Annotated in this window: 14 protein-coding genes and 1 other annotated feature; of the genes, 9 read left to right on the top strand and 5 right to left on the bottom strand. The window is 39.9% G+C overall.

Annotation, left to right across the window (positions count from 1 at the left end; genetic code table 11):
• Window positions 1-18: 18 nt before the first annotated feature.
• Window positions 19-543, bottom strand: coding sequence for a phosphatase PAP2 family protein (locus ACRPLY_RS19175; RefSeq protein WP_325077262.1), 525 nt, complete (start codon window positions 541-543; stop codon window positions 19-21).
• Window positions 544-734: 191 nt separating this feature from the next.
• Window positions 735-1,262, bottom strand: coding sequence for a gamma carbonic anhydrase (locus ACRPLY_RS19170; RefSeq protein WP_028411845.1), 528 nt, complete (start codon window positions 1,260-1,262; stop codon window positions 735-737).
• Between the two features lie 107 nt (window positions 1,263-1,369).
• Between ACRPLY_RS19170 and ACRPLY_RS19165 the strand changes: the two genes are divergently transcribed.
• Complete coding sequence (locus ACRPLY_RS19165; RefSeq protein WP_013059532.1) at window positions 1,370-2,146, top strand: alpha/beta fold hydrolase; 777 nt, start codon at window positions 1,370-1,372, stop codon at window positions 2,144-2,146.
• A 31-nt stretch (window positions 2,147-2,177) separates the two neighbouring features.
• A complete protein-coding gene (locus tag ACRPLY_RS19160; RefSeq protein ID WP_028411844.1) occupies window positions 2,178-3,236 on the top strand; it encodes a tetraprenyl-beta-curcumene synthase family protein in 1,059 nt (352 codons plus the stop codon).
• 12 nt (window positions 3,237-3,248) lie between these two features.
• Here the strand turns inward: ACRPLY_RS19160 and ACRPLY_RS19155 are convergent, their stop codons facing one another.
• Together ACRPLY_RS19155 and ACRPLY_RS19150 are read right to left on the bottom strand one after the other, a co-directional pair.
• Window positions 3,249-3,818, bottom strand: coding sequence for a class I SAM-dependent methyltransferase (locus tag ACRPLY_RS19155; RefSeq protein ID WP_028411843.1), 570 nt, complete (start codon window positions 3,816-3,818; stop codon window positions 3,249-3,251).
• Complete coding sequence (locus ACRPLY_RS19150; protein ID WP_028411842.1) at window positions 3,815-4,777, bottom strand: TIGR01212 family radical SAM protein; 963 nt, start codon at window positions 4,775-4,777, stop codon at window positions 3,815-3,817. The genes ACRPLY_RS19155 and ACRPLY_RS19150 overlap by 4 nt, the downstream gene beginning before the upstream one ends.
• 169 nt (window positions 4,778-4,946) lie before the next feature.
• Here ACRPLY_RS19150 and ACRPLY_RS19145 point away from each other — a divergent pair, with 169 nt between their 5' ends.
• The 7 genes from ACRPLY_RS19145 (at window position 4,947) to ACRPLY_RS19115 (ending at window position 12,258) form a co-directional block, all read left to right on the top strand.
• Window positions 4,947-5,210 (top strand): YtzC family protein, encoded by a 264-nt coding sequence (locus ACRPLY_RS19145; RefSeq protein ID WP_013059528.1) that lies wholly within the window; start codon window positions 4,947-4,949, stop codon window positions 5,208-5,210.
• Between the two features lie 12 nt (window positions 5,211-5,222).
• Window positions 5,223-5,378, top strand: a complete 156-nt coding sequence (locus ACRPLY_RS19140) for a hypothetical protein (RefSeq protein WP_013059527.1) — start codon at window positions 5,223-5,225, stop codon at window positions 5,376-5,378.
• A 158-nt stretch (window positions 5,379-5,536) separates the two neighbouring features.
• A complete protein-coding gene (locus ACRPLY_RS19135) occupies window positions 5,537-6,724 on the top strand; it encodes an MDR family MFS transporter (protein WP_028411841.1) in 1,188 nt (395 codons plus the stop codon).
• A 157-nt stretch (window positions 6,725-6,881) separates the two neighbouring features.
• The gene (locus tag ACRPLY_RS19130; protein ID WP_367076833.1) at window positions 6,882-8,204 is read left to right on the top strand and encodes a GntP family permease; all 1,323 of its coding nucleotides are present in this window, start codon (window positions 6,882-6,884) and stop codon (window positions 8,202-8,204) included.
• A 411-nt stretch (window positions 8,205-8,615) separates the two neighbouring features.
• Window positions 8,616-8,834: a binding site (T-box leader), on the top strand.
• A 64-nt stretch (window positions 8,835-8,898) separates the two neighbouring features.
• Window positions 8,899-11,313 (top strand): leucine--tRNA ligase, encoded by a 2,415-nt coding sequence (gene leuS / locus ACRPLY_RS19125; RefSeq protein WP_028411839.1) that lies wholly within the window; start codon window positions 8,899-8,901, stop codon window positions 11,311-11,313.
• A gap of 239 nt (window positions 11,314-11,552) precedes the next feature.
• Entirely contained in the window at window positions 11,553-11,864 is a 312-nt protein-coding gene (locus ACRPLY_RS19120; RefSeq protein WP_028411838.1) for a rhodanese-like domain-containing protein, read from the top strand.
• Window positions 11,865-12,078: 214 nt separating this feature from the next.
• Window positions 12,079-12,258, top strand: coding sequence for a sporulation protein Cse60 (locus tag ACRPLY_RS19115; RefSeq protein ID WP_013059521.1), 180 nt, complete (start codon window positions 12,079-12,081; stop codon window positions 12,256-12,258).
• 4 nt (window positions 12,259-12,262) lie between these two features.
• Here ACRPLY_RS19115 and ACRPLY_RS19110 read toward each other — a convergent pair whose 3' ends face one another.
• Window positions 12,263-13,534, bottom strand: coding sequence for an NAD(P)/FAD-dependent oxidoreductase (locus ACRPLY_RS19110; protein ID WP_033579591.1), 1,272 nt, complete (start codon window positions 13,532-13,534; stop codon window positions 12,263-12,265).
• Window positions 13,535-13,570: the final 36 nt, after the last annotated feature.

Raw genomic sequence — 13,570 nt, 5'->3', positions numbered from 1 at the left:
GAGTACTCCTCCTATCAATTAGACTAAAAATATGTTCAGTGAAACAGCACCTGAAAAGATGCCGAGTATCAGGCCTACCATGACATCCGTCGGATAGTGCAGACCGAGATAAATTCTTGAAATGCCTACCGTTACTGCAAGCGGCAAAAGAACGGCAGCGAAGGCTGGGTAAGTAATCATCAGAGGGGTAACTAACGAAAAAATAGCCGTTGTATGCCCCGATGGAAATGAATGATCTTTTAATGGATTTTCTAATACTTTTGTATGCTTTAGTTGAATATAAGGCCGTTGTCTCGGATATAGCTTCTTAGCAATGGCAACAGGAATATGGCTAACGGCTAGAGAAAACGCACAGGCGTAAGCGACGGATGAAAGATGCAGAAATAGCAGCAAGCACGCTATCACAATGGTAAACGTGGCTCCGCCGGCATGAGTTAGTAAACGTAAAAATCTATTTAAGTGCTTTCGATCAAAATGTTGATTTACACTTTTGAATAATCGGCATTCGGCATCGTATACATACTGAATTAACTTGGCTTTCATAGAGTCGCTCCCTTTTTAATAAATACGTCTTTATTATTCAGTTTAATCTTTAATTGTGGAGGCAGTACTAAAACGATGTAAATTAATATGGAAATTTCTTTACAATTGTGGAGAGAATAGAACATGATTAGAGAGTTTGTGGAGATACTAAAAAAATTCCCTCAGTATGACTTTCTGAGGGAACGTTTCCTTTATAATGAAGAATCAGATTTCTTAATAGACTTATAATACTGCCCTTTTTCTACATATTCTGTACGAATGCGCTGCATATCTTTTAAATCCTCCTCAGTCAGAGTGCGGATTACTTTAGCAGGTCGACCGAGTGCGAGAGTATTAGGTGGTATTTTTTTACCGGGAGGCACTAAACTTCCTGCACCGATAAAAGCACCTTCACCAATTTCCGCACCGTCTAAAATAATAGAGCCCATGCCAATGAGCGCGCGTTTGCGGATGATGGAGCTGTGTAAAATAACTTGATGTCCTACTGTCACATCATCCTCAATAAGCAAAGGAGCATTTGGGCTTTGATGGAGTGTTGATTGATCTTGTATATTTACTCGTTTACCTATAATAGTAGGTGAAACATCTCCTCTAATAACGGTGTTAAACCAAATGCTGCTTTCTTCACCAATGGTGACATCTCCAGTAATCGTGACATAGTCTGCGAGGAAGCAGCTGGGTGCAATATTAGGCATTTTTTCTTTATACGGATAAATCATCAAATCATCTCCCTTTATTAGTTGAAAAAAAGTAGTAAATCTTCTAATGTAAGTGTACAAAGGTTTTTAAAGCAGGTAAACAAAAAAAGGAAGAAGGAGTAACTCAAATGCATAAATGGGAAGCAGTAAATCCAAAAGGCGTTATTGTCATGGTCCATGGAGCAGCGGAGCATCACGGGCGCTATCGCTGGCTGATTGAGATGTGGCGTTCGGTTGGAATGCACGTAATCATGGGAGACCTTCCTGGCCAAGGCTTAACAACGAGAAGAAGAGGACATATCCTATCCTTTGATGAATATGTATATGAAGTGGAAGAATGGGTACGTGAAGCGCAAAAATATGATTTGCCTATTTTCCTGTTAGGACATAGTATGGGAGGACTGGCGGTTATTCGTACGCTGCAGACAAAAAATCTTCCTATATGGGGTGCGATTCTTTCCTCACCTTGTCTAGGATTAAAAGAGCAAGTACCAGCTTACTTAGATATGTTATCTAAAGGATTAAATAAAGTCATGCCGAACAAACTTTTTGATTTGGGTCTTACTGTTGAAAAAGCAACAAGAAATCAAGAAGTTCGAGATGAAGATGAAAACGACTCACTGTACGTTACAAAAGTTTCTGTAAGATGGTACCGAGAATTGATTCAAGCTGTTAACTTAGCTTTTAAAGATATCGATCGTTTGCCGGATGTTCCGCTTCTTGTGATGCAGGCAGGAGAAGATAAAATTATTGAAAAGCTGATTGTTAGACAGTGGTTTGATGAAATAGAGCTAAGTGAAAAAATCTACAAAGAATGGTCTCAGCTGTATCACGAAATCTTTAATGAGCCTGAAAGAGAATACGTTTTTACATACGCGAAAAGCTTTGTTGATCTTCACATTTAATGAGTGCTGTCAGAAATTGAGGTGAAAATAAATGAAGATTCCGTCTCGTCCTATTTCATTAATGAGAAAAATTTATCGAGAAGTGTTTCCCGTCGTTCATCATGAGCTTAACCATTGGCGGGAACGGGCAAAAGAGATTCCTAATAAAGAATTACGCACTCAAGCATTGGCAAGTATCGATACAAAAACTTTTCATTGTGAAGGAGGCGGTATCCTATCGATTTTAGCGAAAGAAAACATGATTGAATGCGTAAAATTTATCGTTGCCTACCAAACAATCAGCGATTACTTAGATAACTTATGTGACCGCAGCAATTCGCTCGATCCTAAAGATTTTGCAGCCTTACACGAATCGATGCCAGATGCGTTGACTCCTCATGCACCTCTTGGGGATTACTATCGTTTTCGAACGGATAAAGACGATGGAGGATATTTAGCGGAACTTGTCCAGACTTGTCAGCAGTCCTTGCGAAAAGCCTGTAATTACCATATCGTCTCTTCACATTTATTAGAACTAGCTACTTATTATTGTGATTTGCAAATACATAAGCATGTTGAAATCAAGGAAAGAGTTCCACGATTAGAGAATTGGTTTGATGCTCACCGGCACAGTGTTCCTGAAATGGAGTGGTATGAATTTTCAGCGTGCTCTGGTTCAACGTTAGGCATTTTTTGTTTGGCCGCTTACAGTTTTCAAGAAGAGATGACCAAAGAAATGACGGAGAAAATAAAAGCGGGATATTTTCCTTATATTCAAGGTTTACATATTTTACTCGATTATTTAATTGACCAAGAAGAAGATAAAGCAGGAGGAGATTTGAACTTTTGTTTTTATTATCCTCACTATCAGCAAATGATGGACCGCTTTTTGCATTTTGTTGTAAAAGCGGACGAATATGCTAAAAAACTGCCGGATTATCACTTTCACTGCTTTATCTATAAGGGACTCCTGGGCGTTTATTTGTCCGATCAAAAAGTGAGGGCACAAAAACATGTTCATGTGAATGCACGTCGATTAATCAAAGCGGGGGGAGCACTCAGCTACTTTTTCTATATCAACGGACGCTTGTACCGAATGTTAAAAAGATAAGCCATATGCGGCTTATCTTTTTTCAATAGCAATGATGAACGGAGGATTGTTTTGCTGATTCATGAAGCGGTATTGTAAAACATGGACATCTTTTTGATCCAGATTTTGGACGTACGTTAGTAAATCGTCTCTTTCTTGTTTCCCTTGTTCGTGTCCGTGATAAATAACGAGCACAATCACTCCTTCAGGTGCTAGCAAATCAAGTAACTGCTCAATTGCAGAAATTGTTGTTTCAGAAGTGGTGACGATGTCTTTATCTCCACCTGGTAAATAACCTAAATTAAAGACAGCGCCCGTCACTCGTCCATTAATAGAAGTAGGAAGCATGCTTATATTGCTATGGCTTTCTTGGATAAGCGTGACTCGTTTTTCTACATGATGTTCTGTCAATCGCTGCTGAGTTGCTTGAATGGCTTGGGGCTGAATGTCAAATCCATATACATGACCTGTATCTCCGACTAAGTTGGCTAAGAACAATGTATCATGTCCATTTCCTGCTGTAGCATCAATCGCGACATCTCCTTCGGCCACAGCATTAGTGAGCAACGTGCGGGCAAAAGGCAGGATACGTTCTATTTTCATCTTTCCATCAACTCTGTTTCGTAATATTTTCCTTGATAGCTTTGGCGACGTTCGAGCTCTTGATCAATGGCATTTAATACGCTCCACTTATTTACGCTCCACATCGGTCCGATCATGAGGTCTATCGGTCCATCACCGGTAATACGATGAACAATCATCTCAGAAGGGATTACTTCGAGCTGATCGCATACAAGCTTTACATATTCTTCAAATGAAAGAAATTCAACAAGGCCCTTTTCATACTGTTTGACCATAGGAGTTCCTTTTAGTAAATGAAGCAGATGAATCTTAATTCCTTGAACGTCTAATTTTGCTACTTCCCGTACCGTTTCCATCATCATCTCAGGTGTTTCTAAAGGCAAACCATTAATGATGTGAGAACAAACGCGAATACCGTGTTTTCGAAGCTTTGCTACACCATCTACATAGCATTGGTGATCGTGTGCCCGGTTGATAAGCAGTGAAGTTCGTTCATGAACAGTTTGCAGTCCAAGTTCTACCCATAGATAAGTTCGTTCATTTAATTCAGCCAAGTACTCCACCACATCGTCGGGGAGACAGTCAGGGCGCGTGGCGATAGAAAGCCCAACAACTCCGGGAAGCTTTAAGACCGCTTCATATTTTTCACGAAGCTCCTCAACAGGAGCGTGAGTGTTAGTGAATGCTTGAAAGTAAGCAACGTATTTTCCGTCTTTCCATTTATGATGCATTTTTTCACGGATTTCGTTAAATTGTGTCACAAGATCATCCGCTCTGTTTCCAGCGAAATCTCCTGAACCGGCAGCGCTGCAAAACGTACAGCCGCCGTGAGCTACCGTGCCGTCTCTGTTTGGACAATCAAATCCTCCATCTAAGGCTACTTTAAATACCTTATGGCCAAAGTGGTTACGTAAGTGGTAATTCCAGGTATGATAACGTTTGTTTTCAGATTTATACGGAAATGGGTTTGTCTGATTCAAATCAGCAACCTCCTTTTTACATGCAATATACATCAACAAATTGTATCAAAAACGTGAAAAAGTGCCAAACAAATTTAGGGATGCTTATATTTAACAGGTTCTTCTTGTCGTAAAGGAGAGTAAAGTTGCGCAAAATAAGACAGAAATGAACGAATAGGAGGAATAGACAATGACAACTCGTCAAGCAGTGGATCAACTTATGCAGCAGTGTGAAGATGCTATTCGCTTTGGACAAGGTCAGTTACAGGAAGGCATGAAACAAGAACATTACAATGACACTGAATATACAAAAGCACAGGAAAAATTAGAAAATGCTTATAAAGAAATTGAAGAGTTTTCTCACAGTGCAAATGCACAGCAAAGAGAGCAGCTATATCGCATGCGCCTGCAAGTTCAGCAGCTGCAAAATAAATTGATTACAACTCAGCATTAAGGAGAGGATTTTATGGCAACTCGTTCAAATCAAAATAACCCGGAACAAAAAACAAAAAACGGGATCAATAGCAATGATATTGAGCTAGGAAAAGATTTTGATCCTGTAAAAGAATTAAAAGCACGGAACAGCAAGCGTGCCCAGCCGGTTCGTTCGAAGCAAAAATAAGCGGTAAAAAGGTGATTTTGCATGATATTGTCATGTGAAATCACCTTTTTAAATAGTCAGCGAATTTCAAATAAATTGTCTATATGTAAAAGCATTGCGAACCCTTTAAGAAAAGACTAGAATGTACGTTGGCATTCGAATAGATAGGGGGGAGATCAATGCCCAAGTCACTTTGGTTTTTGATTATTGGTATGCTTGTAAACGTAACGGGAGCTTCGTTTTTATGGCCTCTCAATACAATTTATATAAATGAACATTTAGGAAAGTCGTTATCCGTTGCAGGAGTGGTTCTTATGCTGAACTCTGCTGCAAGCGTAGTGGGTAATTTACTAGGGGGAACGCTTTTTGACAAAATTGGAGGATATAAATCCATTTTATCAGGAATTATTATTACCCTTGTTGCATTAGTGGGACTGGTGTTTTTCCATGGTTGGCCTACATACGTTGTTCTCTTGGTTATTGTAGGATTTGGATCTGGTATTGTGTTTCCATCTATGTATGCAATGGCAGGCTCAGTCTGGCCACAAGGCGGAAGAAAAGCATTTAATGCGATGTACGTTGCTCAAAATGCAGGAGTGGCTATTGGCGCAGCGGTAGGGGGCGTTGTAGCATCCTATTCATTTACGTATATTTTCTTAGCTAATACAATTTTATACGTTATTTTTCTTCTTATTGCTATTTTTTCATACCGTCATATTTCGGTTACAGTTGGGCAAACGAATGTCCTTAATGAAGCCGGTAGTATTCAGCACAAAACGAAACTGACGGCCCTTCTTATTTTATGTACAGGATACGTATTATGCTGGGTCGCGTATGTTCAGTGGCAAACAACGATTGCTACGCATACGCGTGAGTTGAATATACCTCTTTCTAGCTACAGTTTGCTTTGGACGATTAACGGCATTTTAATTGTAGTCGGTCAGCCTTTGATTGTGCCTATCATTCAAAAAGTAGCAAAGACATTAAAAGTACAGGTTCTAATTGGAACGGTTATTTTTGTGGCTTCTTTCATCATCGTGGTGAATGCCACAACATTTTCGCAGTTCTTAACAGCAATGATTGTGTTAACAGTTGGAGAAATGTTTGTTTGGCCAGCAATTCCAGCTGTCGCAAGTCAGTTAGCTCCATCAGGAAAAGAAGGGTTTTATCAAGGCGTAGTCAACAGTATGGCTACTGCAGGTAAAATGATTGGCCCTCTCTTTGGAGGCGTTATTTTCGATGCGTTTAATATGTCTACCCTGTGCTATTTATTAATTGCACTATTGTTATTTAGCATGTGTACAACATGGATATACGATTATAAATTAAAAGAAAAACGTCAGCGTTCACTAACCATCTCTAAATAAATAGAGGTGGTTTTATTTTTGACTGTTCAATAAACGTAGGAATGTCTTCAGTATTCCTTTAATAATATAGTAAGGGTCGTGACAAGCAAAGAAAGGAGTATATACCTGTAAAAATGTAAGCGTTTTCTAATTATATAACTTCTTGGGGGGCTAGAATATGCTTAGTATGATTGGATTAATTGGAGGATTATTGCTGCTCATTGTATTAACGATGAGAGGCATGAATTTATTTATAGCAGGTCCGCTTAGTGCTTTAGTTGTTGCGTTAACAAGCGGAATGCCTTTATTTCCACAGCTGGTGAAAGAAGGAGAAGCAAATTTTGTTGGGAATTATATGTCTGGTTTCACAGGATTTATTGCTTCTTGGTATTTAATGTTTCTATTGGGCGCCATTTTTGGAAAAGTGATGGAAGACAGCGGGGCCGCTGATAGTGTTTCTCGCTGGATTGTCAGTAAACTAGGAATGAAAAGAGCAGTGTTGGCGATTGTACTTGCCTGTGCGGTCTTAACATATGGAGGAGTCAGTCTGTTTGTAGTAGCATTCTCTGTCTATCCAATGGCTTTAAGCTTATTCAAACAAGCTGATTTGCCGAGGCGGTTTATCCCTGCTGCTTTAGCATTCGGTTCCGTTACGTTTACGATGACCTCGGCTGGATCGCCTGAAATCCAAAACTGGATTCCAATTGAATATTTAAAGACTAGTCCGTATGCAGGATGGGAAGTTAGTTTAGTTGTAGCGGTAGTGATGGCTGTATTCGGCTACTGGTGGTTAAAGAGCTTAATTTCAAAAGCAGTTAAAAATGGAGAGCGTTTTATATCACGCGAGAAAGATCCAGCAGTAACGGAAAATCAGTCTCTTCCTAATCCGTTATTAAGTTTGCTTCCGCTTGTGGTCGTGCTCATTATTTCTTTTGCACTTCATAAGCCGCTTCAGCAATCTGCGTTGATTGTCGCACTTTTAAGCGGTATCATTGTCACATACATTGTGAACCGAAAACACTTTAAAGGATTTTGGAATGCAGCATCAGAAGGGACGCTTGGAGCGTTAATTGCAATTGGGAATACAGCTGCTGTCGTAGGTTTTGGAGGGGTTGCTAAGGCTGTTCCCGCGTTTGGAGTGGCTGTAGATGCCATGACGCATATTCCAGGCAGTCCGTTGATAGGGGGAGCTATTGCGGTGAGTGTTATCGCGGGGATGACAGGTTCGGCTTCAGGAGGTCAGGCGATTGCTTTGCCAATTTTAGCCCCTCACTATCTAGATGCTGGTGTAAATCCAGAAGCTCTCCATCGTGTAGTAGCTATATCTTCTGGCGTATTAGATTCCTTGCCTCATAATGGTTATGTCGTCACCACAATTAATTCTATTTGCGGAGAAACTCATAAAGATGCGTATGGATCAGTTGCAGCGATGACGGTAGTTGTTCCGCTTGTTGGTCTCGTACTTGCGATTATCCTGTTTTCTTTTGGATTTGGTATTTAATAATAGCTGTTAAAGAAAGTAGAGGCGGGGACAAAAGTATTTTAGGTGAAGGAAGATCCGAACGATAAATCGTTCGGATCTTTTCATTATTATGGTGAACTCGGCTTTTATGTGTTTAGTTGCTTTAAGCTGTTGATTGGAGCGCAAGATGAAGCCTTGCACGGAAATGAACAGTTTTGTAGCAAGGAGTCCAGATATCCTATTTATTCAGCTTTAGATAGGATTAACTTAATTATGTCTAAATCTCTTTGTTTGGCGTTGTATGTATGTTTTTGGGAGAAGTTGTTCATATATAAGAATGAAAGAGGGGATTTAGCAACAAAGCAGTGAGGCAGTGTAGAAACTTTTACAAAATCCGTTGAACAACTTGCAGTTTGCGAACATATTATTTACAATACAAGGTAGTATGATGTAAAAACTATGATAAGGAATAGTAGTGAACGAAGCGAGCTAAGAGAGCTGACGGGTGGTGCGAGTCAGCAAACGGGCGTTCATGAACTCACCTTGGAGTTGTAAATGTGAAGTAAAGTAACATTTACCGTCTATCCGCGTTAAGGAAAATGAGTGAGTACATAATTGTGCTAATTTGGGTGGTACCGCGGGAAGTTTATTCAACCTCTCGTCCCTTTGTTTGAGGGATGAGGGGTTTTTTAGTTTAATTAAATACAGCTGGAGCGTACAAGGAGGATTATGTATGGCTTTTAATCATGAAAAGATCGAACAAAAATGGCAAAAAGTTTGGGAAGAAAATAAAACATTTAGAACAACAGAAGATGAAGGAAAGCGTAAGTTTTACGCATTAGATATGTTCCCTTATCCATCTGGGGCGGGTTTACACGTTGGGCATCCAGAAGGTTATACAGCAACGGACATTTTATCTCGTATGAAGCGTATGCAAGGATACAATGTACTTCATCCAATGGGATGGGATGCATTCGGACTACCTGCTGAGCAGTATGCATTAGATACAGGAAACGATCCGGCTGAGTTCACTGAACTTAACATTAATAATTTCCGTCGTCAAATCAAATCGTTAGGTTTCTCTTACGATTGGGAGCGTGAAATTAATACAACTGATCCTAACTACTACAAATGGACGCAGTGGATTTTCCTACAGTTATATAAAAAAGGCTTAGCTTATGTGGATGAAGTAGCTGTTAACTGGTGTCCTGCGTTGGGAACAGTACTTGCAAACGAAGAAGTTATAGATGGCAAAAGTGAGCGCGGTGGGCATCCGGTTGAGCGTCGTCCAATGAAGCAGTGGATGCTTAAAATCACAGCTTATGCAGATCGTTTACTAGAAGATTTAGATGATCTTGATTGGCCAGAAAGTATTAAAGAAATGCAGCGAAACTGGATTGGCCGCTCTGAAGGAGCTCACGTTCACTTCACAATTGATGGATATGACGAAACATTTACTGTGTTCACAACGCGTCCTGATACGCTGTTTGGGGCAACGTATGCCGTTTTAGCACCTGAACATCCGTTTGTGGATAAAATTACGACAGCCGAACAAAAAGAAGCGGTAGAAGCGTATTTAGATCAAATTAAAAGCAAAAGCGATTTAGAGCGTACAGACTTAGCTAAAGACAAAACGGGCGTATTCACAGGTGCTTATGCAATTAACCCTGTAAACGGTGAGAGAATGCCAATTTGGATTGCTGACTATGTTCTAATGAGCTATGGTACAGGTGCAATTATGGCTGTTCCTGCTCATGATGAGCGTGATTATGAGTTTGCTGTTAAATTTGAACTGCCGATTAAAGAAGTAGTAGCGGGTGGAGACGTTTCAAAAGAAGCTTATACAGGCGACGGCGAGCACGTTAATTCAGACTTCTTAAATGGTCTAGACAAAGAAGAAGCAATTTCAAATATGATTCAGTGGCTTCAAGCAAATGAAAAAGGTGAAAAACAAGTAACATACCGTCTGCGTGACTGGTTATTCAGCCGTCAGCGCTACTGGGGTGAACCGATTCCTGTTATTCACTGGGAAGATGGCACAACAACTGCAGTTCCTGAAGATCAGCTTCCGCTTGTTTTACCAAAAACAACTGAAATCAAGCCGTCAGGTACAGGTGAATCTCCATTAGCAAACATTGATGACTGGGTGAACGTTGTAGATCCGGAAACGGGCAAAAAAGGGCGCCGCGAAACAAATACAATGCCTCAATGGGCAGGCAGCTGCTGGTATTACTTACGCTACATTGATCCAACGAACAGCGAAGCATTAGCAGATGCAGACAAATTAAAAGAATGGTTGCCGGTTGATATTTATATCGGTGGAGCTGAACACGCTGTTCTTCATCTATTGTATGCTCGTTTCTGGCATAAATTTTTATATGATATCGGCGTAGTTCCAACAAAAGAGCCGTTCCAAAAACTGTTTAACCAAGGTATGATTCTTGGAGAAAACAATGAAAAAATGAGTAAGTCAAAAGGTAACGTTGTAAACCCAGACGAAATCGTAGAAAGCCACGGTGCAGATACGCTTCGCCTTTACGAAATGTTTATGGGACCGTTAGATGCATCCATTGCTTGGTCAACAAAAGGGCTTGATGGTGCACGCCGTTTCTTAGATCGTGTATGGCGTTTACTTATCGAGGATAATGGTGAATTAAGCAGCAAGGTTCAAGAAAGCAATGATACTACACTTGAACGCGTATATCACCAAACGGTGAAAAAAGTAACGGAAGATTACGAAGGTCTTCGTTTTAATACAGGTATCTCTCAACTTATGGTATTCATCAACGACGCATACAAAGTTGATGTGCTGCCAAAGCAATACGTAGAAGGATTTGTGAAGCTATTAGCACCAATTTGTCCTCATACAACTGAGGAATTATGGAGCAAACTAGGCCACGAAGATACGATTTCATATGAAGCTTGGCCTGCGTTTGATGAAGCGAAACTTGTAGATGATGAAGTGGAAATTGTCGTTCAAATTAACGGTAAAGTACGTGCAAAATTAAACGTACCTGCTGAGGCATCTCGTGAAGAGCTTCAAGATATTGCAATGGCTAATGAAGATGTTCAAGAGTTCATTGAAGGTAAGACAGTACGCAAAGTGATTGCTGTGCCTGGTAAATTAGTAAACATCGTAGCTAATTAAGTATTGATGTAGAACAGCCCCCCTGACTAAAGAGCAGTCAGGGGGGCTGTTCTAGACCTAAGCGTCTGATGTCCCCCTTTCGGGGTTGACATCAGGCCCTTAGTTAAACCTTTAACTACGATTGGAAAAGCTTAGGTAGGCTGCTGCTTAAGCTTTTCTTATTTAGTGGCATAAAGGTATTTGAATTTGCTACAATAGCGATAGCAAGCTGAATGAAAGAATAGAGAGGAATGACGAAGATGGAAGAAGTAAAAGTGATTACGCCTGAAGAGCTTCAAAAACGCGTTGAAAATGGAGAAGAGCTTCATTTAGTTGATGTTCGCGAAGATGAGGAAGTAGCAGAAGGAATGATTCCAACTGCTAAACACATTCGTATGAATGATATTCCAACTAATGTGGATTATTTCGATAAAGAAAAAGAATATATTTTCATTTGCCGTTCTGGACGCCGCAGTGAAAACGTATGTTACTACCTTCAAGAACAAGGTTATAAAGTAACAAATATGGTTGGCGGTATGTTAGAGTGGGAAGGAAAAACGGTTAATAAATAAGAAAAAGCGCCTTTGACAGGCGCTTTTTTCTTTTGGAATGAAACTTCTACCATTCGACTAAAATGATAGTAGCAAAACAAATGATGACTAAATCTATAAAAGTCTTCATAAAAATAGAGGTAGGAAGAAGTTGAAAATCAGTACGAAAGCCATCATTGAGAGAAGCAGTCCATTCTGATTGAAACAAATTTGATAGGACAAGGTGGTAGAAGCTATGATACAGGTGAAAATGTTTGATAAAGAGCATGAAAAAGATTTAGAGTTTGCGGTGAACCGATTTTTACGCAAATTAGAAGATGAAGACGTCGTGGATATTAAGTACCAAGTCACAGTGGATGTTGATCGTGATGAGCAGGTGTACTGTTTTTCAGCCATGGTTATGTATAAAGCCTAGCATATTATGCTAGGCTTGTTGCAAATTCTCCTGCATTACTGCCAGCCAAACGGCCTGTTACAAGGGCAGAAGTAATATTGTATCCTCCAGTATATCCGTGGATATCAAGAATTTCCCCGCAGAAGTAAAGGCCTTGCATAAATTTAGAAGACATTTCTTTTGGGTGAATTTCTTTAACGGATACTCCGCCTCCTGTGACGAATGCTTTCTCTAAAGAAAGTGTGCCGTTTACAGCAAATTCAAATCGTTTGCACATTCTCGAGAATTCTCTCAGTTTTTCATGCTGAAGCTGTCCCGCTAGCGCTTGGCTATCAATGTCTGCTTGCTCGAGTAAAAATAATAGATAGCGTTCAGATACAAAACCTTTTAAAACATTTTTAATCACTTTTTTCGGCTCTTCTTTTGTTGTTTTGACTAATTGTTGAAAAATCTCTTCTTCGTTTTGGCTAGGAAATAAATCAAGAGACATTTGAACAGTGTTGCTTTTTTGTTTCTTTAACTCTTTAACAACATATTGGCTGCAGCGAAGAGCGGCAGGGCCAGAGATGCCAAAGTGAGTGAAAATCATATCCATCTGATGAGTTATGACAGGTTTGCCTTTTTTATTAAGTACGCTTAGTCCTACGTTGCGAAGCGATAGACCTTGAAGCGTTTTTGTTTTAATAAAGTGTTCGCTAGATGTAATAGGAACTTCTGTTGGGTAAAGTTCAGTAATTTTATGACCTGCATCTTTTGCCCATTGATAACCGTCTCCTGTCGAACCCGTATGAGGCACTGATTTTCCGCCTACTGCAATCACAACGCTTTTCGTTTGGATTGCTTCTCCGTTTTGAAGCACAACTTCTTTCACGGTGTTGTTTTCATAGTTTACGCGTTTAACGGCTGTGTTTGTGCGAATTGTTACACGAAGACGGTGAAGTTCACTAATTAATGCATCAACAACAGATTGTGCTTTATTGCTAACCGGAAACATACGCCCGTGATCTTCTTCTTTTAATTTAATTCCAAGGCCTTCAAAATAGGAGATGATATCTTCGTTATTAAAAACAGAAAACGCACTGTATAAAAAGCGTCCGTTTCCTGGAATGTGTTTAATAAGTTCATCAATCGGAAGGCGGTTTGTTACATTACAGCGGCCCCCTCCAGAAATGGCAAGCTTTCGTCCAAGTTTATTGCCTTTATCAATTAATAATACGTTTGCACCTGACTCACCAGCTGCAATCGATGCCATCAAACCAGAAGGTCCTCCTCCGATTACGACTACATCATATATCATACTTTCACCAACCTGTCTATTCTTAAAAAATTTTAG

This window comes from Priestia sp. TGN 0903 (assembly GCF_050846855.1).
Taxonomy (GTDB): Bacteria; Bacillota; Bacilli; order Bacillales; family Bacillaceae_H; genus Priestia; species Priestia zanthoxyli.
Note: the sequence above shows the minus strand (reverse complement) of the source record. Positions and strands in the feature narration are given on the sequence as shown.

Excerpts from the sequence above, each read along its gene's own strand:
- ACRPLY_RS19175 (WP_325077262.1), bottom strand. The coding sequence starts at position 543 with ATGAAAGCCAAGTTAATTCAGTATGTATACGATGCCGAATGCCGATTA.
- ACRPLY_RS19170 (WP_028411845.1), bottom strand. The coding sequence starts at position 1,262 with ATGATTTATCCGTATAAAGAAAAAATGCCTAATATTGCACCCAGCTGC.
- ACRPLY_RS19165 (WP_013059532.1), top strand. The coding sequence starts at position 1,370 with ATGCATAAATGGGAAGCAGTAAATCCAAAAGGCGTTATTGTCATGGTC.
- ACRPLY_RS19160 (WP_028411844.1), top strand. The coding sequence starts at position 2,178 with ATGAAGATTCCGTCTCGTCCTATTTCATTAATGAGAAAAATTTATCGA.
- ACRPLY_RS19155 (WP_028411843.1), bottom strand. The coding sequence starts at position 3,818 with ATGAAAATAGAACGTATCCTGCCTTTTGCCCGCACGTTGCTCACTAAT.
- ACRPLY_RS19145 (WP_013059528.1), top strand. The coding sequence starts at position 4,947 with ATGACAACTCGTCAAGCAGTGGATCAACTTATGCAGCAGTGTGAAGAT.
- ACRPLY_RS19140 (WP_013059527.1), top strand. The coding sequence starts at position 5,223 with ATGGCAACTCGTTCAAATCAAAATAACCCGGAACAAAAAACAAAAAAC.
- ACRPLY_RS19135 (WP_028411841.1), top strand. The coding sequence starts at position 5,537 with ATGCCCAAGTCACTTTGGTTTTTGATTATTGGTATGCTTGTAAACGTA.
- ACRPLY_RS19130 (WP_367076833.1), top strand. The coding sequence starts at position 6,882 with ATGCTTAGTATGATTGGATTAATTGGAGGATTATTGCTGCTCATTGTA.
- leuS (WP_028411839.1), top strand. The coding sequence starts at position 8,899 with ATGGCTTTTAATCATGAAAAGATCGAACAAAAATGGCAAAAAGTTTGG.
- ACRPLY_RS19120 (WP_028411838.1), top strand. The coding sequence starts at position 11,553 with ATGGAAGAAGTAAAAGTGATTACGCCTGAAGAGCTTCAAAAACGCGTT.
- ACRPLY_RS19115 (WP_013059521.1), top strand. The coding sequence starts at position 12,079 with ATGATACAGGTGAAAATGTTTGATAAAGAGCATGAAAAAGATTTAGAG.
- ACRPLY_RS19110 (WP_033579591.1), bottom strand. The coding sequence starts at position 13,534 with ATGATATATGATGTAGTCGTAATCGGAGGAGGACCTTCTGGTTTGATG.